Annotated in this window: 24 protein-coding genes; 9 read left to right on the top strand and 15 right to left on the bottom strand. The window is 70.5% G+C overall.

From position 1 onward, the window contains the following. Position 1 precedes the first annotated feature (1 nt). On the bottom strand, positions 2-1,708 hold the full coding sequence (locus H5411_RS01145; protein ID WP_183122695.1) for an AMP-binding protein: 1,707 nt from the start codon (positions 1,706-1,708) through the stop codon (positions 2-4). A gap of 34 nt (positions 1,709-1,742) precedes the next feature. Continuing rightward, positions 1,743-2,585: a crotonase/enoyl-CoA hydratase family protein gene (locus H5411_RS01140; RefSeq protein WP_101440258.1), complete on the bottom strand. Its 843-nt coding sequence runs from the start codon at positions 2,583-2,585 to the stop codon at positions 1,743-1,745. Positions 2,586-2,694: 109 nt separating this feature from the next. Between H5411_RS01140 and H5411_RS01135 the strand changes: the two genes are divergently transcribed. Then, positions 2,695-3,570, top strand: a complete 876-nt coding sequence (locus tag H5411_RS01135; protein ID WP_183122694.1) for an alpha/beta fold hydrolase — start codon at positions 2,695-2,697, stop codon at positions 3,568-3,570. Positions 3,571-3,650: 80 nt separating this feature from the next. On the opposite strand, the gene H5411_RS01130 is transcribed toward H5411_RS01135, so the two are convergent. From H5411_RS01130 to rpmB, 6 genes are all read right to left on the bottom strand, one after another. Beyond that, positions 3,651-4,418: a PIG-L deacetylase family protein gene (locus tag H5411_RS01130; RefSeq protein WP_220816320.1), complete on the bottom strand. Its 768-nt coding sequence runs from the start codon at positions 4,416-4,418 to the stop codon at positions 3,651-3,653. A gap of 30 nt (positions 4,419-4,448) precedes the next feature. Continuing rightward, positions 4,449-5,675, bottom strand: a complete 1,227-nt coding sequence (gene cobA, locus H5411_RS01125; protein WP_183122692.1) for a uroporphyrinogen-III C-methyltransferase — start codon at positions 5,673-5,675, stop codon at positions 4,449-4,451. A 216-nt stretch (positions 5,676-5,891) separates the two neighbouring features. Next, positions 5,892-6,137, bottom strand: coding sequence for a 30S ribosomal protein S18 (gene rpsR / locus H5411_RS01120; RefSeq protein ID WP_182889057.1), 246 nt, complete (start codon positions 6,135-6,137; stop codon positions 5,892-5,894). Beyond that, positions 6,134-6,439, bottom strand: a complete 306-nt coding sequence (gene rpsN / locus H5411_RS01115) for a 30S ribosomal protein S14 (protein ID WP_183122691.1) — start codon at positions 6,437-6,439, stop codon at positions 6,134-6,136. The genes rpsR and rpsN overlap by 4 nt, the downstream gene beginning before the upstream one ends. Then, on the bottom strand, positions 6,439-6,606 hold the full coding sequence (gene rpmG, locus H5411_RS01110; RefSeq protein ID WP_183122690.1) for a 50S ribosomal protein L33: 168 nt from the start codon (positions 6,604-6,606) through the stop codon (positions 6,439-6,441). Before rpmG ends, rpsN begins: the two co-directional genes overlap by 1 nt. Continuing rightward, on the bottom strand, positions 6,607-6,843 hold the full coding sequence (gene rpmB / locus H5411_RS01105) for a 50S ribosomal protein L28 (RefSeq protein WP_101440264.1): 237 nt from the start codon (positions 6,841-6,843) through the stop codon (positions 6,607-6,609). A gap of 78 nt (positions 6,844-6,921) precedes the next feature. Here rpmB and mrf point away from each other — a divergent pair, with 78 nt between their 5' ends. From mrf to H5411_RS01085, 4 genes are read left to right on the top strand one after another with little or no spacing between them, the layout of a single operon-like run. Further along, positions 6,922-8,172 (top strand): ribosome hibernation factor-recruiting GTPase MRF, encoded by a 1,251-nt coding sequence (mrf, locus tag H5411_RS01100; protein WP_183122689.1) that lies wholly within the window; start codon positions 6,922-6,924, stop codon positions 8,170-8,172. Further along, positions 8,169-8,432: a type B 50S ribosomal protein L31 gene (locus H5411_RS01095; RefSeq protein WP_183122688.1), complete on the top strand. Its 264-nt coding sequence runs from the start codon at positions 8,169-8,171 to the stop codon at positions 8,430-8,432. Before mrf ends, H5411_RS01095 begins: the two co-directional genes overlap by 4 nt. Further along, positions 8,432-8,590 (top strand): 50S ribosomal protein L32, encoded by a 159-nt coding sequence (rpmF, locus tag H5411_RS01090; protein WP_183122687.1) that lies wholly within the window; start codon positions 8,432-8,434, stop codon positions 8,588-8,590. The genes H5411_RS01095 and rpmF overlap by 1 nt, the downstream gene beginning before the upstream one ends. After that, on the top strand, positions 8,587-9,681 hold the full coding sequence (locus tag H5411_RS01085) for a GTP-binding protein (RefSeq protein WP_183122686.1): 1,095 nt from the start codon (positions 8,587-8,589) through the stop codon (positions 9,679-9,681). Before rpmF ends, H5411_RS01085 begins: the two co-directional genes overlap by 4 nt. Positions 9,682-9,694: 13 nt before the next feature. Here the strand turns inward: H5411_RS01085 and H5411_RS01080 are convergent, their stop codons facing one another. Beyond that, positions 9,695-10,762 (bottom strand): zinc-binding dehydrogenase, encoded by a 1,068-nt coding sequence (locus H5411_RS01080; RefSeq protein WP_183122685.1) that lies wholly within the window; start codon positions 10,760-10,762, stop codon positions 9,695-9,697. Between the two features lie 156 nt (positions 10,763-10,918). On the opposite strand from H5411_RS01080, the gene H5411_RS01075 reads away from it, so the two are divergent. From H5411_RS01075 to H5411_RS01070, 3 genes are all read left to right on the top strand, one after another. Continuing rightward, positions 10,919-12,592, top strand: coding sequence for an MFS transporter (locus tag H5411_RS01075; protein WP_183122737.1), 1,674 nt, complete (start codon positions 10,919-10,921; stop codon positions 12,590-12,592). A gap of 159 nt (positions 12,593-12,751) precedes the next feature. Beyond that, the gene (locus H5411_RS47305) at positions 12,752-12,925 is read left to right on the top strand and encodes a hypothetical protein (protein WP_246368616.1); all 174 of its coding nucleotides are present in this window, start codon (positions 12,752-12,754) and stop codon (positions 12,923-12,925) included. Beyond that, on the top strand, positions 12,913-13,368 hold the full coding sequence (locus H5411_RS01070; RefSeq protein ID WP_312877364.1) for a dienelactone hydrolase family protein: 456 nt from the start codon (positions 12,913-12,915) through the stop codon (positions 13,366-13,368). The genes H5411_RS47305 and H5411_RS01070 overlap by 13 nt, the downstream gene beginning before the upstream one ends. Positions 13,369-13,452: 84 nt before the next feature. Here the strand turns inward: H5411_RS01070 and H5411_RS01065 are convergent, their stop codons facing one another. From H5411_RS01065 to H5411_RS01050, 4 genes are all read right to left on the bottom strand, one after another. After that, a complete protein-coding gene (locus tag H5411_RS01065; RefSeq protein ID WP_183122684.1) occupies positions 13,453-14,868 on the bottom strand; it encodes a pyridoxal phosphate-dependent decarboxylase family protein in 1,416 nt (471 codons plus the stop codon). Then, positions 14,865-16,172: an MFS transporter gene (locus H5411_RS01060; protein ID WP_183122683.1), complete on the bottom strand. Its 1,308-nt coding sequence runs from the start codon at positions 16,170-16,172 to the stop codon at positions 14,865-14,867. The genes H5411_RS01065 and H5411_RS01060 overlap by 4 nt, the downstream gene beginning before the upstream one ends. A gap of 177 nt (positions 16,173-16,349) precedes the next feature. Then, positions 16,350-17,375, bottom strand: coding sequence for an LLM class F420-dependent oxidoreductase (locus tag H5411_RS01055; protein ID WP_101440272.1), 1,026 nt, complete (start codon positions 17,373-17,375; stop codon positions 16,350-16,352). 67 nt (positions 17,376-17,442) lie between these two features. After that, on the bottom strand, positions 17,443-18,372 hold the full coding sequence (locus H5411_RS01050) for an oxygenase MpaB family protein (protein WP_183122682.1): 930 nt from the start codon (positions 18,370-18,372) through the stop codon (positions 17,443-17,445). Between the two features lie 91 nt (positions 18,373-18,463). Between H5411_RS01050 and H5411_RS01045 the strand changes: the two genes are divergently transcribed. Next, positions 18,464-19,069 (top strand): TetR/AcrR family transcriptional regulator, encoded by a 606-nt coding sequence (locus H5411_RS01045; protein WP_101440274.1) that lies wholly within the window; start codon positions 18,464-18,466, stop codon positions 19,067-19,069. On the opposite strand, the gene dmpG is transcribed toward H5411_RS01045, so the two are convergent. Together dmpG and H5411_RS01035 are read right to left on the bottom strand one after the other, a co-directional pair. Next, positions 19,063-20,088: a 4-hydroxy-2-oxovalerate aldolase gene (gene dmpG / locus H5411_RS01040; protein ID WP_183122681.1), complete on the bottom strand. Its 1,026-nt coding sequence runs from the start codon at positions 20,086-20,088 to the stop codon at positions 19,063-19,065. The genes H5411_RS01045 and dmpG overlap by 7 nt on opposite strands. After that, positions 20,085-20,987, bottom strand: coding sequence for an acetaldehyde dehydrogenase (acetylating) (locus H5411_RS01035; protein ID WP_183122680.1), 903 nt, complete (start codon positions 20,985-20,987; stop codon positions 20,085-20,087). Before H5411_RS01035 ends, dmpG begins: the two co-directional genes overlap by 4 nt. Between the last annotated feature and the right edge of the window lie 30 nt (positions 20,988-21,017).

The following is a 21,017-nucleotide window of genomic DNA, read 5'->3' as shown; positions in this document are numbered from 1 at the left end:
CTCAGGACTTGAGATCCGGGAAGTCGTCCTCGCGGAACTCGCCCTCGGGCCGCTCGCCGCTTTCGCGGCCGCGCAGTTCAACGCGGCGGATCTTGCCCGAAATGGTCTTCGGCAGGTCCCCGAACTGCAGCCGCCGGATCCGCTTGTACGGCGCGAGGTGCTCCCGCGCGTACGCGAGGATCGCCCGTGCGGTCTCGGCGTTCGGCTCGTGCCCGGAGGCGAGCACGACGTACGCCTTGGGCACGGCCAGCCGGATCGGGTCCGGCGCGGGCACGACAGCCGCCTCGGCGACCGCTTCGTGCTCCAGCAGGACGCTCTCCAGCTCGAACGGCGAGATCCGGTAGTCCGACGCCTTGAAGACGTCGTCGGTGCGGCCGACGTACGTGATGTAGCCGCGTTCGTCGATCGAGCCGACGTCTCCGGTGTGGTAGTAGCCGCCCGCGAACGCCGCCGACGTGCGTTCGTCGTCGTCCGCGTAGCCCGCCATCAGGCCGACCGGGCGGTGCGCCAGGTCGAGGCAGATCTCGCCCTCTCTCGCGCGCTCGCCGGTGACCGGGTCGACCAGCGCGACCGCGAACCCGGGCAGCGGGCGGCCCATCGAACCGGCCACGACGTCCTGGCCCGGCGTGTTCGCCACCTGGACGCTGGTCTCGGTCTGCCCGAACCCGTCCCGGATGGTGACGCCCCAGGCCTTCTCGACCTGCTCGATCACCTCGGGGTTGAGCGGCTCCCCCGCGCCGACGACCTTCTTCGGCGGCGTCTTCAGCGCGCTGAGGTCGGCCTGGATCAGCATCCGCCACACCGTCGGCGGCGCGCAGAAGCTGGTGATGCCGCAGCGGTCCATCTGCGCCATCAGAGCCGCCGCGTCGAACCGCGTGTAGTTGTACAGGAACACCGTAGCTTCGGCGTTCCACGGCGCGAAGAAGTTGCTCCACGCGTGCTTGGCCCAGCCCGGCGACGAGATGTTGAGGTGGACGTCGCCCGGTTCCAGCCCGATCCAGTACATTGTGGACAGATGGCCGACCGGATAGGAAACGTGCGTGTGCTGCACGAGTTTCGGCTTCGCGGTGGTGCCTGAGGTGAAGTACAGCAGCAGCGGGTCCTCGGCGCGGGTGACGCCGTCCGGGGCGAAGTCGGCAGACGAGGCGTACGCGGTGTCGAAGGCGTGCCACCCGGAAACCGGTTCGCCGACCGCGATCCGCGTGTAGTCGCCCGCGACGTCGGCGAACTTCTCCGTGTCGACCGCGCGGACGATCACGTGCTTCGCGTGGCCGCGCTCGACCCGGTCCACGAGGTCGGCCGGGCCGAGCAGGGTCGACGCCGGGATCACGACGGCGCCCAGCTTGATCGCGGCGAGGATGGTTTCCCACAGCTCGCCCTGGTTGCCGAGCATGACGATCACCCGGTCGCCGCGAGCGACGCCGAGGCCGCGCAGCCAGTTCGCCACCTGGTTGGACCGGGCCGACATCTCCGGGAACGTCCAGCGGTTCTCGGTGCCGTCCTCTTCGACGATCCACAGCGCGTACCGCTGCGCGTTCGCCGGGTCCGCCGCGACGGTGTCGAACCAGTCCAGCGCCCAGTTGAACTCGTCCAGCCGCGGCCACGAGAACTCGCGGTAAGCGGTGTCGTAGTCCTCGCGATGGGCCTGCAGATAGTCCCGCGCCGCGCGGAATGCCTGGTAGCCGGTGACCTCAGCGCCGTTGCTCACGTCGTACTCCTCGTGCTCGCCTTCCGTGCCTGTTCTACTCGCCCTTGAACTCCGGCGCGCGTCGCTCCAGGAAGGCCTGGACGGCTTCCTGGAGGTCCTTGCTCGGCAGGAACGCGGAGTTCCACGCGGCGACGTAGCGCAGGCCCTCGGCGACCTGGCGTTCGGTGTTGGTCGACAGCACCTGCTTGGTGCCCTGGACGACCAGCGGCGGGTTCGCGGCGATCTCCGCGGCCAGTTCGCGGGCCTTGGCCAGCAGCGTCTCCTGGTCCGGGTACACGTCGTTGACCAGGCCGATCTTCTCCGCCCGCGCGGCGTCGATGTCCTTGCCGGTCAGGGCGAGCTCGCGGACGTGGCCCTCGCCGATGATCGGCGCGAGCCGCTGCAGGCTGCCGATGTCGGCGACGATCGCGACCTTCACCTCGCGGACGCTGAACTTGGCGTCCTCGCTGGCCAGGCGGATGTCGGCGGCGGTGATGACGTCCACGCCGCCGCCGATGCACCAGCCGGACACGGCGGCGACGACCGGTTTGCGGCATTCGGCGATCGAGCTGACCGCCTGCTGCAGCCGCTGGACCTCGCGGTGGAACTCGGTGCGCGGCCCGGCCAGCGCGTCGCCGGCCAGCAGCGGAGCCCAGCTGCCCATCATCGCGGGCAGGTCGAGTCCGTAGGAGAAATGCTTGCCGCTTCCGGCGAGGACGACGGCGCGCACGCGCGGGTCGGCGTCGAGGGCGGCGAACACCTGCGGCAGCTCGCGCCAGAAGTCGGGGCCCATCGCGTTGCCCTTGCCCGGGCCGAGCAGGGTGACCTCGGCGACCGGGCCGTCGAGGCCGACGCGGAGCGAGGCGAGTTCGGGAAGGGCGGCTACTGGTTCGGTCATGCGATCATCTTGACTCATCGTCCGCACCCCAGCTCATCCGGTTGACACTGTGCCAACACAGCCGCGGGATGCTTTCCTGGAGACCCGAGGTGGAGAGGGAGGCGCCCGTATGGACCCGGCACCCGTGCCCGTCGCCGACGCCCCGCCGGCGGAACCCGCGGCGGCCCGCAAGGCCCGGCCGATCGAGCTGTCCGGCTCGTTCCGGCACGAGGGCCAGCGCCTGTGCTACACCGAATACGGCAGCGGCGACCGCGTCGTGGTGCTGATGCACGGGATCATGTTCACCCGCCGGATGCACGCGCCGCTGGCCCGGCGGCTCGCCCGCGCGGGATTCCGCGTGGTCACCCTCGACCTGCTCGGCCACGGCGATTCCGACCGGCCGACGCAGTCGTGGCGCTATTCGATGCCCGCCTTCGGCGAGCAGGCCGTCGCGCTGCTCGACCATCTGGAGATCGAGGACGCGGTGGTCGGCGGCACCTCGCTGGGCGCGAACGTGGCGCTGGAGGTGGCTGTCGCCGCGCCGTCGCGGACGCGCGGGCTCATCGTCGAAATGCCGGTGCTGGACAACGCGATCATCGCCGGGCTGCTGACCTTCGCGCCGCTGCTGTTCGCCGCGCGGTTCCTGCCCGCGACGGTGCGCGGCGTGTCGCTGGCCGCGCAGCTCGTGCCGCACGGCAACCAGTGGGTGGACGTCATCACGGACACGCTGAGCCAGGAACCGGCGCCGATGGCCGCGTTGCTGCACGGCGTCCTGTTCGGCCGGATCGCGCCGCCCAAGTCGATCCGGGGCACGATCACCACGCCGACGCTGGTGATCGGGCACGAGGGCGACCCGATCCACCCGTTCGGCGACGCGGGCAGCTTGGCCGAGGACCTGCCGAACGCCGAGTTCGTGCAGGCTCGCAGCCCGGTCGAGCTGCGGTTCGACCCGAAACGGCTCAGCGCGGCGATCCGGGACTTCGCCTTCCGCCGCTATCCCGCCTGATTCCCTCGGCCCCGAGGTCCGTGAAGGACTCCTTGAGGGAATCAGATTCCCTCAAGGAGTCCTTCACGGAACGTCTCGGATCAGTCCTCGTCGGGAGCGGGGAAGTCCGGCGGAGCCTGCAGGTCGTGCGCGCGGAACAGAACGGCGTGCTCGACGCCCGCGGCCTTGCCGCTGATCGCCGTGAACTGCGGAATGAAGTCCGCGGGCGCGGGATGGTCCGGGAGCGCGGCCAGGTACGCGGCGTGCGCCTCCAGGGACGCGACGCCGCGCCGCAGCGGCTCGCCCGTGACGTCGACGCCGTGCGTCGCGCCGGAACCGGGGAGTCCCGGGACGAGGTACCAGCGCGCCGAATGCGCGGCCAGGCCCTCGTCGTCGATCTGCTCCGGGAAGACCCACCGGTTGCCCGCGTCGCGGATCGCGTCGAGCGTCGCGAGCCCGGCCGCGCGGTGGTCGGCCTGGTCGAAGCCGTAGGGCGTTTCGACGTCGAATCCGCAGCCGAGCACGACGTCGGGCTTGAACCGGCGGATCTCGCGGGAGATGTCCCGACGCAGGTCAAGGCCGTAGACGAGCACGCCGTCCGGGTGTTCGAGGACGGTCAGGCGCTCGACGCCGACGGCCGCGCAGGCGTTGCGCTGCTCGGCGACGCGCAGGCGGGCCGTCTCCTCGGGCGGATTCGGCATGCCTGCCTCGCCGCGGGTGAGCAGGAGGTATCCGACCTCGATGCCGCGCGCGGTCCAGCGCGCGACGGCCGCGGACGTGCCGTACTCCATGTCGTCCGGGTGCGCGACGACGCAGAGCACGCGCCGGAAGGATTCCTCGGGCAGGGCAGGCAAGGTCATAGCCGCCATCTTCGCGCGCGGACGGCCCCGCTGTCTGCGTTATCCCGCTTGGTTCCGGTCCAGACCGGCCACCGGGCCGAACACGATCACCGCGGGCGGCCGCACGCCCGCGGCCTCCGCTTCCTCGGCCACCGAGGCGAGCGTGGACCGCAGCACGCGCTGGGTCCGCATCGTCCCGTCCTCGACCACCGCGACCGGCGTGTCGCCCGGACGGCCGCCTTCGAGCAGGGCGGCGGCGAACTTCGGCAGCCGTTCGACGCCCATCATCAGCACGATCGTCCCGCGCATCCGGGCCAGCAGCGACCAGTCCACCAGCGACCGCTCGTCCCCCGGCGCGACGTGCCCGGACACGACGACCACCTCGTGCGCGACCCCGCGGTGCGTCACCGGGACGTCCGCCACCGCGGGCACCGCGAACGCCGAGGTGATGCCCGGGACCATGGTCACCGGCACGCCCGCTTCGGCGCACGCCTGGACCTCTTCGAACCCGCGGCCGAACAGGTACGGGTCGCCGCCCTTGAGCCGGACGACGAACTTGCCTTCCTTGGCTTTCTCGATGAGCGTCCGGTTGATCACGTCCTGGCTCGCCGCGCGGCCGTACGGGATCTTCGCCGCGTCGATGACCTCGACCTCGGGCGCGAGCTCGTCGAGCAGCTCGCGCGGTCCGAGCCGGTCGACGACCACGACGTCGGCGCGCGACAGCAGCCGCCGGGCGCGGACGGTGATCAAGTCCGGGTCGCCGGGCCCGCCGCCGACCAGCGCGATCCCGGGCAACGTGCCTTCCGGATGCGGCTGGCGGCCGTCCTCGATGGTGCCCGCGTGCAGGCCGTCCAGCATCGAATCGCGGACCGCGGCCGAGCGGAGCGGTTCTCCGCCGGACAGGACGCCGAACAGGAGACCGCCGTGCCGTCCGGTCGCCGGGGTCACCGCCGACCCGGACTCGCCCTCGTCGGCGCGGACGCAGAAGACGCGTTCCCGTTCCGCCTCGGCGCAGATCGCGGCGTTGGTCTCCGGGTCGTTCGTGCAGGCCAGCGCGTACCAAGCGGCGCGCAGATCGCCCTCGGCGTAGCGGCGCTGATGCCACACCAGCTCCCCCGCGTCCGCCATCCCCTGCACCGACGGCGTCGTGTGCGGCGACACCAGTTCGACGCGGGCGCCCGCGCTGATCAGCCGGGGCAGCCGGCGCTGGGCCACGGAACCGCCGCCGAACACCACGACGCGGCGGCCGGTCAGGTTCAGGCCGGAAAGGTAGTGCGGGTCGTCCATGCTGGGAATCTAACAGCGGCGCGAAGCGCCTCCGTTGAGGGCAGCGGAGGGGAGGAAGGCGAAGTTATGGGCGGGGTGCCGATTCGCACGCCGAGTGTGGGTCATGCCACTGACAGATCTCGGAACGACGGTGCCGACTGTCCCTTTCCGGCAGTTCACCCGACGGATCCGGGCGCGGCTGGACGAGCCCCGCGTCCGCCCAGCCGCGCCTCCGTTTCAGCTCCGCGCCGCCGTCGGGTAGGGCAGCAGCGCCATCTCCCGCGCGTTCTTGATCGCCGTCGCCACTTGTTTCTGTTGCTGCGGCGTCAGTCCGGTGACCCGGCGGGCTCGGATCTTGCCGCGGTCGGAGATGAATTTCCGCAGCAGGTCGACGTCTTTCCAGTCCACCCTGGTGATTCCGGCCGCGTGGAAGGGGTTCGGGCGACGGCGCGGCGTCCGGTCCGGTTTAGGCATCGCGCTCACCAGCTCGACTTCGAAACGCCGGGCAGTTCCCCGTTGTGCGCCATCTGCCGCATGCGCACCCGCGACAGCCCGAATTTGCGCAGGTATCCCCGCGGACGGCCGTCGGCGGCGTCGCGGTTGCGGATGCGCGTGCGGCTGGCGTCGCGCGGCATCCGTTGCAGTGCAACCACTGCGTCGGCCTTCTCCTCGGCCGACGCGGTCGGCGATGCGATCACCGCCTTGAGCGCGCGCCGGCGTTCCACGTACCGCGCGGCGATCACCTTCCGCTGCTCGTTCTTCGCGATTTTCGACTTTTTCGCCATCAGCGTTCTTCCTTGAATTCGACGTGCTTGCGCGCCCCGGGGTCGTATTTGCGCAACACCATCCGGTCTGGGTCGTTGCGTCGGTTCTTCTTCGTGACATACGTGTAGCCGGTCCCCGCGGTCGACCGCAGTTTGATGATCGGCCGGATGTCGGTGCTCTTCGCCATCTAGAACTTCGCCCCCTTCGCCAGGAGACCGGCGACAACGGCCTCGATGCCGTGTTTGTCGATCGTCTTCATGCCCTTCGCCGACACCTTGAGCCGCACGGTGCGGCCGAGGCTCGGCACGTAGTAGCGGCGCGTCTGCAGATTCGGCTCCCACCGCCGCGACGTGCGGCGGTGCGAATGCGAGACCTGCTTGCCGTAGCCCGGCGCGCGGCCGGTGACCTGGCACACGGCTGACACGGACCCTCCCAAGTTGATAGTGACATTCATGTTCAATTACGCTCGCCACCGTACCCCGACCCGTCGTCTGGAGATCCAGTGCCCCTACGTCCGCGTGTCCCGCTCGTGCTCTGCGGCGGGATCGCCCGCACCAGGCAAGCCGACGCCCTCGCCGCGCTCCTGCTCCGAGCGAGCCCCGGCACCGCCGTCGTCCACCACGACCTCCGCGACATCGGATCCGGCATCGTGCGCCGCCGGATCCGCCTGCGCGGCCGCGACGAGCTGACGCCGCTCGAACTCGCGCACGGCTGCGTCAACTGCACGCTGCGCGAGGACCTGCTGCCGCTGCTGCGCCGGCTGGCCCGGATGCCGCAGGTCGACCGCATCGTGGTGCGGCTGGACGAGGCGATGGAGCCGGAGCCGGTGAGCTGGGCGATCCGCAACGTCCTGGTCGGCGACCGCCCGGTGAGCGACGACGTCGAACTCGAAGCGGTGTTCACCGTGCTCGACTGCGCGACCTGGCTCGCCGACGTCACCGGCGACGACCTGCTCGCCGAACGCAGTCTGCACGGCAGCCCCGAGGACGAGCGGACGGTCGCGCAGGTCGCACTGTCCCAAGTGGAATCCGCGGACGTCCTCGTGCTCGCCGGAGCCGCGCCGGACGCCTGGTGCGCGGCCAAATCCTCGGCAGTGCTGGACCGGGTCGCGCCGTCCGTCCCGCGGGTCGAGCTGGCCCGCACCGACGCCGCCGGGCTGTTCGCCGCGATCCCGGCCGACGCGCGCCGCGGCGAGGTCACCGACCTGCACGGCGCGTTGCTGCGCGGGGCCCCGCCGCTGCATCCGGACTGCGGGATCGAACTGCTGCGGTTCACCGCGCAGCGCCCGTTCCATCCGGAGCGGCTGCACGAGGCGATCGACCTGCTGCTCGACGGCGTGGTCCGCACCCGCGGCCGGGCTTGGGTGGCGAGCCAGCCGGACGTCGCGTTCTGGATCGAATCGGCGGGCGGCGGGCTCGGCATCGGGCACGCCGGGCCGTGGCTCGCCTCGCCGGACGGACCGGACTGGGCCGACGTCTCCCCCGAACGCCGCACGCTCGCCTCGCTGCGCTGGGACCCGGTGCACGGCGACCGCGCGCAGGAGCTGGTGATCGTCACCGACCAGGCCGCTCCGGCGGAGATCGAAAGCGCGTTGCGAGCAGCCCTGCTCACCGACGCCGAACTCGCCGAAGGCGAAGCCGCCTGGCGCGAGTATCCCGATCCGTTCGGGGACTGGCACGAGGACCCCTGCGAAGAAACCGAAGAACCCGACCGGCACGCGAACGCCGCCAACCAGAAGGACGAAACTCGGTGAAACCCGGCATCCACCCCGACTACCACCCGGTGGTCTTCAAGGACTCGTCGACCGGCGACGCGTTCCTGACCCGGTCCACCGCCACCTCCGACCGCACGATCGAATGGTCCGACGGGAACACCTACCCGCTCGTGACGGTGGACATCAGCGGGTGGTCGCATCCGTTCTGGACCGGCGCCCAGCGGGTCCTCGATTCGGCGGGCCAGGTCGAGAAGTTCCACCGCCGCTACGGGCAGCGCAAGAGCGGAGGGGCGCGCTGATGGCCGTCCCCAAGCGGAAAATGTCGCGCAGCAACACGAGGTCCCGCCGCTCGCAGTGGAAGGCGACGGCGCCGGACCTGGTGCCGATCGTCGTCGACGGCAAGCGGAAACTGGTGCCGCGCAAGCTGATCAAGCACTTCCAGCGGCTCGAGCGGTGAGCGTCCCGGTCACTGTCCTTTCCGGATTCCTCGGTGCGGGCAAAACGACGCTGCTCAACGAGATCCTGGCCAACCGCGACGGCCTGCGGGTCGCGGTGATCGTGAACGACATGAGCGAGGTCAACATCGACGCCGCGCTCGTGCGGGACAGCGTGTCGCGGACCGAGGAGCGGCTGGTCGAGATGACGAACGGGTGCATTTGCTGCACCCTGCGCGAGGATCTGCTCGACGAGGTCGCCCGGCTCTGCGAGGACGGGCGGTTCGACCATCTGCTCATCGAGTCCAGCGGTATCTCCGAGCCGATGCCGGTCGCCGCGACGTTCTCGTTCCCCGCCGAGGACGGCTCCCCGGTGCTGTCGTCGGCGCGGCTGGACACGATGGTCACCGTGGTGGACGCGGCGAACTTCGCCCGGGAACTGGCCCGCGGGGACAGCCTCGCCGAGCGTCGCCTGGACCAGTACGAAGGCGACGAACGGACGGTCAGCGACCTGCTGATGGACCAGGTCGAGTTCGCGGATGTGCTGCTGCTGAACAAAACCGACCTGGTCACTCCGTCCGAAAAGGACCAGCTGCTCGCCTCGCTGCGCCGCCTCAACCCAGCCGCCGACGTCGTGCCCGCCGAGTTCGGCCGGGTGCCGCTGGCGCGGGTCTTCGGCACCGGCCGGTACGACGCCGAACGCGCGCGGCAAGCACCGGGCTGGGTGGCGGAACTGAACGGCGACCACGTGCCGGAGACCGAGGAGTACGGCATTTCCAGCGTCGTGTTCCGCTCCGCCCGCGCGTTCGACCCGGTGCGGCTGTGGGAGTTCGTGACGACGCGGCTCGACTCCGGCGAGTTCGGCACGGTGCTGCGGTCGAAGGGGTTCTTCAGCCTCAGCACCCGTCCGGGCACGCTTGGCCTGTGGTCGCAGGCGGGCAGCGTCGCACGGTTCGAGCCGCAGGGCGTCGCCGACGAACCCCAGCAGGAGCTGGTGTTCATCGGTGTCGGTCTCGAGCACGCCGCGTTGCTCGACGCGCTCGAAAGCTGCCTGTCCGACGCTGTCGCCGCCGACGACCCGTTCCCCGAGTGGGAACCGGTTCACGTCCACTGAGGACGGATCCGGCTCACGGCCGCAGCACCGTGAGCCGGAACCGTCCGCCCGCCTCGGCCGCGTGCTCCACCGCCTCGCCCGCCGAGGACAGCGGGAACTCGTCCACCTCGAACTGCGTCAAGTCCAGCAGTCCGCACCGAGCCAGCGCGATCAGCTTCGGCACCGCGTCGCGCGGATACATCCACCGGCCCCGCACTGTCACGCTGTTCAGCATCAGCCACGGATACGGCAGCGCCAGTTCGTCGCCGACCCCGCCCATCAGCACGACGCGGCCGAACTCCCGGACCGTCATCGCGGCCGCGCGCACGGCGGCGACCGAAGCCGACGGCGGCAGCAGATCCAGCACCAGATCAACCGGTCCCGCCGCAGCCGCCCGCATCGCCGCGCGGTCCTCGTCCTCGTTGCCGCACAACACGACCGTCCGGACCCGGTGGCCGAAGCGCCGCTCCACATCGGCGAGCGCCGCCCGGTTGCGGCCCGGCGCGATCACGCGGCCCGCACCCATCGCGACCGCCACGGCCACCGCCGCACCGCCGTAGGCACCGGTCGCACCGCTGACCAGCACTGTCTCCCCTGGCTGGAGTCCGCCGTCGAGCAGGCCGCCGTAGGGCACCAAGCACATCCCGAGAGCTGCCCACCGGCCGGCGTCGGCCTCGTCGATCTCGCCCAGCGGGGCCGCGTTCTCGGTCGGGACCATGATCCGCTCAGCGAAGCCGCCGTTCCGGAAGTGGCGCTGCAAAGCCAATCCTCCGTCGCCGCGGGCGGTCAGGCCCTGCAGCACGATGTCCGGCGTAACCGCGTCGTCGCGGGAGCGGACTGTCGGATCGCAGCGGACCCAGTCGCCCGGCCGGAGTTTCGTCGCGTCCGGACCGGCCGAACGCACGCGGCCGACCGCGCCGGTGCCCAGGATCGCGGGCAGGTCGAGGAGATACCGCCGGACGTCGCTGATCACCTCGGCGGTGTAGTGCAGCACTGGCGCCGCGACGACGTCCACAACGACTTCCCCGGTGCCCGGCACCGGTTCCGCGACCTCCTCGACCGACAGCGGACGCCCGAATTCCTTGAGCACGGCAGCTTTCACCGGATCCTCCTTCTCTCTCGCCCCATCGTCGGCGAGGAGGGAGAAGGCAACCAGGAGCGCGCCGCTACCAGGATGGTTCGTCCGGGATACCCGTTTCGCACGAGTTGAACAGGCTAGGTTTATCAGTCTAGGCTGTTGATTGTGGCGGACCGGACGATGGACACCCAGACGCGCCGCGGCGGGCGCTACAAGTGGGTCGCGCTCTCCAACACCACGCTCGGCGTCCTGATGTCGGCGCTGGACGGGTCGATCGTGATCATCTCGCTGCCCGCGATCTTCCGCGGCATCGGCCTGGATCCGCTGGCGCCGGCCAACATCGGCTACCTGCTGTGGATGATCCTCGGCTACCTGCTGGTGTCCGCGGTCCTGGTGGTGACGCTCGGGCGGCTCGGCGACATGTTCGGCCGCGTCCGGATGTACAACGTCGGCTTCGTGATCTTCAGCGTCGCCTCGGTGGCGCTGTCGTTCGACCCGTTCCACGCGGGCGGCGGGGCGCTGTGGCTGATCGGCTGGCGGGTCGTGCAGGCGGTCGGCGGCTCGATGCTCACCGCGAATTCCGCGGCGATCCTCACCGACGCGTTCCCACGCGAGCAGCGCGGAATGGCCTTGGGCGTCAACCAGATCACCGCGCTGGCCGGGCAGTTCCTCGGCCTGGTCGCGGGCGGGCTGCTGGCCGAACTCGACTGGCGCGCGGTGTTCTGGGTGAGCGTGCCGTTCGGCATTTTCGGGACGGTCTGGTCGATCCGCAGCCTCCGCGAGATCGGCCGTCCGCAACGGGCGCGGATCGACTGGGGCGGCAACGTCACCTTCGCCCTCGGCACCGCGGTCATCCTCGCGTCGATCACCTACGGCATCCAGCCCTACGGCGGCGCGGCGACCGGCTGGGGCAACCCCTGGGTGCTCGGCGGGCTCGGCGCCGGCATCGCGCTGCTGGCAGGGTTCTGCGTGATCGAGACCCGGGTGCCGTCGCCGATGTTCCAGCTCTCGCTGTTCCGGATCCGCGCGTTCACCGCCGGGAACCTCGCCGCGCTGCTCACCGCGATCGCGCGCGGCGGGATGCAGTTCATGCTGATCATCTGGCTGCAGGGGATCTGGCTTCCGCTGCACGGCTACGACTACGAGAAAACCCCGCTGTGGGCGGGGATCTACCTGCTGCCGCTCACCGCCGGGTTCCTGATCGCCGGCCCGGTGTCCGGCTTCCTCTCCGACCGGTTCGGCGCGCGGCTGTTCTCCACCGGCGGGCTGCTCCTGGTCGCCGGGTCGTTCCTCGGGCTGCTCGCGCTGCCGGTGGACTTCAGCTATCCGGCGTTCGCGCTGCTGCTCGTGCTGAGCGGGATCGGGCAGGGCATGTTCTCCGCGCCCAACACCTCGGCGATCATGAGCAGCGTGCCGGACAACCAGCGCGGCGTCGCCTCCGGCATGCGCTCGACGTTCCAGAATTCCGGGACGTCGCTGTCCATCGGCGTGTTCTTCTCGCTGATGATCGCCGGGCTGGCCGGTTCGCTGCCTTCGACGCTGACCGGCGGGCTCCAGGCGCACGGCGTCCCGGCGGACGTCGCCGCGAACATCGCCCAGCTGCCGCCGGTGAGCACCCTCTTCGCCGCGTTCCTGGGCAGCAACCCGGTCGCGCATCTGGTCGGACCCGGGCTGCTCAATCAGCTCTCCCCCGCCGATTCCGCGGCGCTGACCGGCAAGGAGTTCTTCCCCCACCTCATCTCCGGGCCGTTCCACGACGGACTGGTCACGGTCTTCGTCGCGGCCGCGGCGATGGCGTTGGTCGCCGCGCTGGCGTCCGCGTCGCGGGGAAAGCGGTACTTCCACCAGGACTAGCCCGCCCACCGCGATCGCTGGGATAAGGTGGGCCGCGATGACTACCGGGACGGCTTCGCGCCACTCACGGATCGGCTACCCGGCGCTCTTCTGAGCGCCGCGCGGGCTCCTCCTCTTTCGTCGTTGACACCGGAACCTCAACGACGACAGGAGAAATTCATGCCCGACAAGACTGTGCAGATCCCCACCGCCGACGGTGTCGCGGACGCCTTCGCCGTGTTCCCTGACGACGGCAAGCAGCACCCCGGCGTGCCCCTGCGCCAGTACTCGAACTTCCGGAGTTCATCGGCGAAGACGAGCGCCCCGGGGTGTTCGCTCGCGTGCTGCCGTTGATCGAAGCGCATACCCCCGAACTGGTCCTGCGCGACGCGAGCGCTTACCTCGGATTTCTCACCGCCCAGCCCGAAGTCAGCACCGGACCGGTCGGGGTGACCGGCTACTGCATCGGCGGCCTTCTCGCCGTCCGCACCGCCGCGGCGCATCCGGACCCGGTGGCTGCTGTGGCGGCATTTCACGCGCCGGTGGGCGCGGCGGGGTCCGAGAGCTTCTCGCGGATCACTGCTCAGGCGCATTTCGGCCATGCCGCATCGGACCTGACGCCGGAGACTCTCGGCGAACTCAACGAGGCTCTCGATGCGTCAGGGGTGAACTGCACGTCCGAGATTTATCCCGGCACGGTCCACGGGTTCACCATGGCGGACACCGACGCGTTCAATTCCGCTGGTCTGCACCGTCATGGGGAACGGCTGCTGCCGCTCCTCGGGCGCACCCTCTGAACGTCCTCCCGGCTGGTTAGCGCAGCCCGCGCCGTTTCAGCTGGTCCCGCCGGACGGCCGAACCCCACCGGCCGTTCGGTTGCGCTACTCCGGAGACGGCGTGTACAGCGCTCCGAGGAACTCCACCAGCAGCCGCTCCCGCAACGGTTCCGGCGCGGCGGCCAGCAGCGCGTTGATCGGCGCCATCCGCTCCGGCAGCCCGTCGCCGCCGGTCAGGCCCGCCGCGGCGAGCAAGCCGCCGAACTGCTCGGCCGTCAGCGTTTCCGGGTCCAGCGCGGCCACGAAGGCGGCGACGTCCGGATCGACCCGCACCGGGCCTTCCGCCCGCGCCGCCTCGACGGAAGCCGCGAGATCGGCGAGGAATTCCCGCTCGCTGCCGTGGTTCGCGGCGGTGACAGTCAAATGCAGGTTCAGCGGAGAAGTCCCGTGCGCGAACTGCGGCTGGACGTACCAGCCGCGCGCCTTCATCTCGTCGGCGACGGTGAACAGGTCGAAACCGTCCGAGCCGGTGAACGCGACCAGCGTCGACACCGGATCGCCCAGCACGCGCAAGCCCGGAATCCCCGCTACACCAGCACGAATCCGCTCCACGGCCTCCCGCGCACGCGAGGCCAGCTTGAGGTAGCCGTCCTCGCCGAGATGGTGCACGACGGCCCACGCGGCGGCGAGCGGGCCGCCGGACCGGGTGCTCTGCAGCGTCGGGTTGAGCATCGTGTACCCGGGCCAGGCCGCGCTCGCGAAGAAATGCGTCCGCCGGAGTTCCGCCGAAGCGTGCAGCAGCACCGAGACGCCCTTGGCACAGTAGGCGTATTTGTGCAGGTCCACCGAAATGCTGGTGACGCCCGGAACGCGGAAGTCGAACGGCGGCAAGTCCGCGCCGAGCTTCGCGAAGTACGGCAGCACCCAGCCGCCGATGCACGCGTCGACGTGCATGCGCACCCCGCGTGCCGAAGCGGCGGCGGCGATCTCCGAAATCGGATCGACGACGCCGTGCGCGTACGAAGGCGCGCTCGCCACGACAAGCACGGTGGAATCGTCGATCGCCGCGGCCATCGCCGCCGGCTCCGCGCGGAAGGTGTCCGGATCGACCGGCACCACGATCTTCCGCACGCCGAACAGATGCGCGGCCTTGTGGAAAGCGGCGTGCGCGGTCTCCGGAAGCACGATCGACGGAGACGCGACATCCGGCCGGGCGTCGCGGGCGGCGAGGACCGCCAGCAGGCACGATTCGGTGCCGCCGGACGTCACCGTGCCGACGGTGTCCGGCGTGCCGCCGAGCAGTCCGGCCGCGCGGGCGACCAGGTCGTTCTCCATCCGCAACAGGCTGGGAAACGCGGTCGGGTCGAGCCCGTTGGCCGAACTGGCCAGCGCGTGCGCGGCGGCGGCGATTTCGTCTACTTCGGACAGTCCGCTGTCGTACACGTAGGCCAGCGTGCGCCCGCCGTGCGTCGGCAGGTCGCCGGAGCGGAGTTCGCGCAGCCGCGCCAGCACGTCGGTCACGCCGGCCGTTCCAGGACCGAACGGCGCAGCAGCGGGATGCCGAGCGCGATCAGCACGGCGGGCAGCACCGACGCGCCGAGCACGATCGCGGTGATCGCCGAGGGCGGCTGCGGGACGGCGGTCGTGCCGGTGCTCGACACGTAGCTCCCGGCCTGCAGCACGAGCCCGAACAGTCCCGGCCCGAGCGCGAGCCCGAGAGTCTCGGACGCGGTCCACACGCCGGCCGTGACGCCCGCCCTGGTCTCGCCGGTCCGCTCCTCCTCGGCGCTGATCAGGTCCGGCAGGATCGCCAGCGGGAACACCGAAATGCCCGCGTACCCGACGCCGGCGAGCGCGACGAACACCAGCGTCGCGGCGAACGGGAGCCGGTCGGCGAAGTACATCGCCACCAGCCCGACGAAGAACGACGTGGTGGCGATCCGGAACCCGGCGAGCTTGCCCCAGCGCGCGCCCAGCCGCGGCCAGACCGGCATGGTGATCAGCGCCGGGCCGACGAACCCCACGAACAGGTAGGTGCGGTAGCTCGGGTCGCCCAGGACGTGCTGCGCGAAGTACGGGATCGCGGCCAGCACGGTGCCGATGCCGAGCGCCTGGATGAAATAGACGCCCATCAGCCACCGGAACGAACGCCACTGCGCGATGGTGCGCGCCAATTCCTTGAGCCGCACCGTGTTGGGCCGCAGCGAGCCGACCGGCGCGCCCTTCAGGCCGAAGTAGACGCCGAGCGTGGCGGCCAGGATGATCACGGCCATCACCAGGCCCATCACCCGGTAGCCCGCCACGCCGGGCAGCAGGTCGGTGATCGCCGGGGCGCCGCCGCCGGACACCAGCACCGCGACCGCGAGCACGCCGATCCGGACGCTGGTGAGTTTCGTGCGTTCCTCGGCGGAATCGGTCAGCTCGGCCGGAAGCGCGTTGAACGGCACCTGGAAGAACGCGTACGCGGTGGCGCACAGGAAGAACATCACGACGACGTACGTCGCGTCCCACAGCGGCGTGCCGAAGCCGGGATGCGCGAACAGGGCGAAGAACAGGACCGCGACGCCGAGCCCGCCGCGCAGCAGGAACCGCCGCCTGCTGCCGGTGCGCGCGAGGTCGGCGTCCGACAGCCGTCCGGCGACCGGGTTGAAGACCACGTCCCACGCCTTGGGCACGAACACGATGATCCCGGCCGCCGCGGCGGGCACCGCCATCGTGTCGGTGAGGTACGGCAGCAGGAGCAGCCCCGGCACCGTGCCGAACCCGCCGGTGACGAAGGAGCCGAGCGAGTAGCGGAATCTCGTGCGGCGGGACAGCGACGCCAAAGGTCCTCCTCGAGGGCGGAACGACGAACGCATGCCTAATGGATCTTCGCCGGTTCCCGGTAGTGGTCGGGAGGAATCGTGCCACCGTCGTGATGCACCGGCAGTACCGGGCCGACTACGCCGTCGTGAGTGCCCGTCGCGGTTCTCACCGCGACAGGCACTCACGAGCTTCTCTCCTCAGGACAGCGCTTTCGCCGCCCGCGCCAACGACCCCGCGTCCCCGCGCAGCAGCAGCGTCGTCACCACCGTGGCCTCCCAGGCGGCCAATTCCTCCCGGATCTTCTCCGGGGGCCCGATCAGCGAAGTGTCCTCGACCAGCGACGTCGGGATCGCCTTGACCGCTTCCTCCTTGCGGCCGGCCAGGTACAGCTCCTGCACCTTGTCCGCGACATCCGCGTACCCGAGCCGGGCGAAGACGTCGTGGTGGAAGTTCACGCTCTTCGCGCCCATCCCGCCGATGTACAGCGCCAGCGGCGGTTTGATCCAGCTCGCCGCCTCCTCGACGTCGTCGTGCACGATCACCGGCACCGACGCGGCCACCTCGAAATCGGCCAGGCTCCGGCGCGCGCCCGGGCGGGCGAAACCCTCCTCCAGCGCGGCCCGGTAGAAGCCGTCGGACTTGGGCGAGAAGAACAGCGGCAGCCAGCCGTCGCAGATCTCCGCGGCCAGCGCGACGTTCTTCGGGCCTTCGGCGGCGAGGTAGATCGGCAGGTCGGCGCGCAGCGGATGCACGGTCGGCTTGAGCGGCTTGCCCAGTCCGGACCCGCCTTTGAGCGGCAGCTGGAAGAACTGCCCGTCGATGGTCACCGGTTCCTCGCGGGCCAAGACCTTGCGCACGATCTCGACGTACTCGCGCGTGCGCGCCAGCGGCTTCGGATACGGCTGGCCGTACCAGCCCTCCACCACCTGCGGACCGGACGCGCCCAGCCCGAGCACGAACCGGCCGCCGGACAGGTGGTCCATGGTCAGCGCGCTCATCGCCGTCGCGGTCGGGGTGCGCGCGGACATCTGCACGATGTTGGTGCCGAGCTTGATCCGGCTGGTCGCCGCGCCGAGCCAGGCCAGCGGCGTGAACGCGTCCGACCCGTACGCCTCGGCCGACCACACCGAGTCGAACCCGAGCCGTTCGGCTTCGAGCACGGATTCCCGCGCGCCCGGGATCGGCCCGCTCCCCCAGTACCCGAGGTGAAAGCCCAGCTTCATCCAGCCCTCCTGATCTCGAAGCCCGTGAAGGACTCCGTGCGGGAATCAGATTCCCGCGGGGAGTCCTTCACGGCACGTCCGGCGAGTAGTGCTCCGGTTTCCCGCGCTCGGCGAGCGGGGGAAGATTGCGGCGCGGGGTTTCGACCGGCGGCGTCCCCGGGGCCAGTTCGCCGCGGGCGCGCCGCCAGCCCGCCCGTGCCCGCGGATGGTAGCGGCGATCGTGCGGAACCAGCGTGAACACCGCGTTGATCAGCTTGCCGACGCGCCGGTGCCGCCGCGCGTCCCGCCCGGTCCAGCGGAAACCGAGCAGGTCGCGCACTTCCGGGTCGTACATCCCGACGGTCAGCCACACGAACTGTTTCGCGATGATCTTCGCGACCGGTTTCCACAGCGCGTCCGGCAGCCACGGCAGGAACGGCGGTTTCGCGATGCCGCGGAAGTCGAGGACGTCGCGCGTGGCTTTGTTGTCCTCCAGGACCTCGGCGCACATGTGCTTCCAGTACCGCTGGAAGTCCTCCCACGACTCGGGCACCGGCCGCATCGTCATGTCGTACATCCGCCACCAGCGCACGTGCTCGTCGAACAGCGTGCGCTTTTCCTCTTCGCCGATGCCGCCCATGAAATTGTCGGCGATCAAGATCGTGCTGACGAAGAACGTCGAATGCGCCCAGTAATACGTGTCCGGGTCGAGCGCGTGGTAGCGGCGGCCTCGCGCGTCCACGCCCTTGATCCGGTCGTGGTAGCCGCGCACCTCCAGCGCCGTGCGGTGCGCGAGCGGGCCGTCGTAGACCACGCCCCCGATCGGGTACAGCGAACGGAACAGCCGCTGCCAGCGTTCCTCGAAGAACTTCGAATGCTGCTCGACGCCCGCGCCGAGCCCCGGGTGCATGTTCTGCATCGACCCGGCCCACAGCGCGATCAGCAGCCCGCGCCAGTCGCCGAAGTATTTCCAGGTCAGCGAGTCCGGCCCCAGCGGCTCCGGTGCGTCCCTGCTCATCGCGGCTCCTCGGCGGGTCGGCGAAGTGACTACAGCTGTTGTCAGGTTAGGATGTGACAACATCTGTGGTCAACTCGGGACGGGAGCGGGTATGCCGGGCCGCACGTGGGCGGGCACGACGCTGGACGACCGCAAGGCCCAGCGTCGCGCGCAGCTGCTGGCCGCCGGGCTCGACCTGCTGGGCGAGCAGGGCAGCGCGGCGGTGAGCGTCCGCGCGGTGTGCCGGGCCGCGAAGCTGACCGAGCGGTATTTCTACGAAAGCTTCGCCGACCGGGAAAGCCTGGTCGCCGCGGTGTACGAGGACGTCGGCGACCAGGCCCGGAAAGCGTTGGCCGACGCGGTTTCCGGCGAGGCCGATCCGAGCCGCCGCGCCGAACGCGCCGTCACCGCGTTCGTGGAGCTGGTGCTGGACGATCCGCGCAAGGGCCGCGTGCTGCTGCTCGCGCCGCTCACCGATCCGGCGCTGACCCAGCGCGGCCTGCACCTCCTCCCGGCGTTCACCACGCTCGTCGGGGAACAGCTTTCGCGCGGCGACGAAACCGGCCGCCAGCTCGTGGCGATCGGTCTCGTCGGCGCGCTCAGCAACGTGTTCATCGCTTACCTCGACGGCACGCTGAAGGTGAGCCGCGAGCGTCTCGTCGAGCACTGCGTGCAGCTGGTGCTCGGCGCGGACGCTTTCGACCCGGAAGCTCACTGAGCGGCTGCCCGCTCGTCGCGCAGCCTCAGCGCGATGTCGATGATCATGTCCTCCTGGCCGCCGACGTAGCGTTCTTCGCCGACCTTGTAGAGGATTTCGTGCGCCGGGACGCCGTAGCGCTCGGCGGCGCGTTCGGCGTGCAGCAGGAAGCTGGAGTACACGCCGGCGTAGCCCTGGATGATCGACGAGCGGTCCATCACCGGCAGCCGGGTCAGGTACTTCTTCACGACGTTCTCCGCGGCTTCCATCAGAACGTCTTTGTCCACCCCGGTTTTGATGCCGAGCCGGTCGAAGGTGGCGGCGAGGACTTCGGTCGGCGAGTTGCCCGCCCCGGCGCCGAGGGCGGCGAGCGAACCGTCGATCTGCCGGGCCCCCGCGCGGTACGCGAGCACCGAGTTGGAGACGCCGAAGCTCAGGTTCTGGTGCCCGTGGTAGCCGACCTGGGCTTCGTCGCCGAGTTCCGCGACCAGCGCGGCGACGCGGTCCGAAGCGTCGTCCAGGATCAGCGCGCCCGCGGAGTCCACGACGTAGACGCACTGGCAGCCCGCGTCGACCATGATCCGGGCCTGCTTCGCCAGGTCCTCCGGCGACGACATGTGCGACAGCATCAGGAACCCGACGGTTTCCAGGCCGAGATCGCGAGCCGCGCCGAAGTGCTGGATGGACACGTCGGCTTCGGTGCAGTGCGTCGCGATCCGCACCGCGCCCGCGCCGAGGTCGGCCGCCGCGCGCAGGTCGGTCACCGTGCCGAGACCGGGCAGGAGGAGCACGGCGATCTTCGCCTGCTTCGCCTCGTCGACCGCCGCGGCGATGAGCTTTCGCTCGTCCACCAAGGAAAAGCCGTAGTTGAAGGTCGAGCCGCCGAGACCGTCGCCGTGGGTCACCTCGATGAGCGAGATGCCCGCGTCGTCGAGCGCGCGGACGGTGTCGCGCACCTGCTTTTCGGTGAACTGGTGCGCCATGGCATGACTGCCGTCGCGCAGGGTGGTGTCGACCAGCCGGACGTCGGTGTTGTTCACGCGGCCACCTCCTGAGCGGCGAAGAGATCGCCGACGCGCGCGGCGGCGGCGGTCATGATGTCGAGGTTGCCCGCGTACTTGGGCAGGTAGTCGCCGTTGCCCGCGACTTCCAGGAACACGCCCACGCGGGCCCGGCCGCTCCAGTCCGGCCGCGGCGGGTCGAACTGCGGATCGGCCTTGAGCGTGTAGCCCGGCACGTACTGCTGGACGTCTTTCACCATGCGGTGCACGGATTCGCTGATCGCGTCGAAGTCGGCGTCCGGGTCCACCGCGCAGAACACCGTGTCGCGCATGATCATCGGCGGGTCCATCGGGTTGATGATGATGATCGCGCGACCCTTGTCCGCGCCGCCGACCTGCTCGATCGCGTGCGCGGTGGTCTCGGTGAACTCGTCGATGTTCGCGCGCGTGCCGGGACCGGCCGACCGCGACGAGACCGACGCGACGATCTCCGCGTACGGCACCGGCGTCACCCGCGAAACCGCGTGCACGATCGGGATGGTCGCCTGGCCGCCGCAGGTGATCATGTTGACGTTCCGGTCGGTCAGCTGGTCGGGCGGATTCACCGCCGGGCACGTCAGCGGGCCGACCGCGGCCGGCGTCAGGTCGATCGCGCGGATGCCGGCCTCGGCGTACCGCGGCGCGTTGGCTTTGTGCGCCTTCGCCGACGTCGACTCGAACACCAGCTGCGGCAGTTCCGCCCGCGAGAGCAGCCAGTCGACGCCCTCGGCGGACGTCTCGAGCCCCAGTTTCGCGGCGCGCGCGAGCCCGTCCGACGCCGGGTCGACGCCCACCATGTAGCGCACTTCCACGTGCTCGCTGCGCTGGAGTTTTGCCAGCAAGTCCGTACCGATGTTGCCCGGGCCGACGATCGCGGCCGTCACCTTGCGTTCCGCCATGCCTGCACGGTGCTCGCCGGGATGGGGCAC

The organism is Amycolatopsis echigonensis, assembly GCF_014174495.1.
Classification (GTDB): domain Bacteria; phylum Actinomycetota; class Actinomycetes; order Mycobacteriales; family Pseudonocardiaceae; genus Amycolatopsis; species Amycolatopsis echigonensis.
The sequence above is the reverse complement of the archived record's forward strand: the minus strand, read 5'-3'. Positions and strand labels throughout refer to the sequence as shown.

Bases quoted from the DNA above. Each gene is read 5' to 3' on its own strand.
- H5411_RS01140 (WP_101440258.1), bottom strand. From the start codon at position 2,585: ATGACCGAACCAGTAGCCGCCCTTCCCGAACTCGCCTCGCTCCGCGTC.
- H5411_RS01135 (WP_183122694.1), top strand. From the start codon at position 2,695: ATGGACCCGGCACCCGTGCCCGTCGCCGACGCCCCGCCGGCGGAACCC.
- H5411_RS01130 (WP_220816320.1), bottom strand. From the start codon at position 4,418: ATGGCGGCTATGACCTTGCCTGCCCTGCCCGAGGAATCCTTCCGGCGC.
- cobA (WP_183122692.1), bottom strand. From the start codon at position 5,675: ATGGACGACCCGCACTACCTTTCCGGCCTGAACCTGACCGGCCGCCGC.
- rpsN (WP_183122691.1), bottom strand. From the start codon at position 6,439: ATGGCGAAAAAGTCGAAAATCGCGAAGAACGAGCAGCGGAAGGTGATC.
- rpmG (WP_183122690.1), bottom strand. From the start codon at position 6,606: ATGGCGAAGAGCACCGACATCCGGCCGATCATCAAACTGCGGTCGACC.
- rpmF (WP_183122687.1), top strand. From the start codon at position 8,432: ATGGCCGTCCCCAAGCGGAAAATGTCGCGCAGCAACACGAGGTCCCGC.
- H5411_RS01075 (WP_183122737.1), top strand. From the start codon at position 10,919: ATGGACACCCAGACGCGCCGCGGCGGGCGCTACAAGTGGGTCGCGCTC.
- H5411_RS47305 (WP_246368616.1), top strand. From the start codon at position 12,752: ATGCCCGACAAGACTGTGCAGATCCCCACCGCCGACGGTGTCGCGGAC.
- H5411_RS01055 (WP_101440272.1), bottom strand. From the start codon at position 17,375: ATGAAGCTGGGCTTTCACCTCGGGTACTGGGGGAGCGGGCCGATCCCG.
- H5411_RS01050 (WP_183122682.1), bottom strand. From the start codon at position 18,372: ATGAGCAGGGACGCACCGGAGCCGCTGGGGCCGGACTCGCTGACCTGG.
- H5411_RS01045 (WP_101440274.1), top strand. From the start codon at position 18,464: ATGCCGGGCCGCACGTGGGCGGGCACGACGCTGGACGACCGCAAGGCC.
- H5411_RS01035 (WP_183122680.1), bottom strand. From the start codon at position 20,987: ATGGCGGAACGCAAGGTGACGGCCGCGATCGTCGGCCCGGGCAACATC.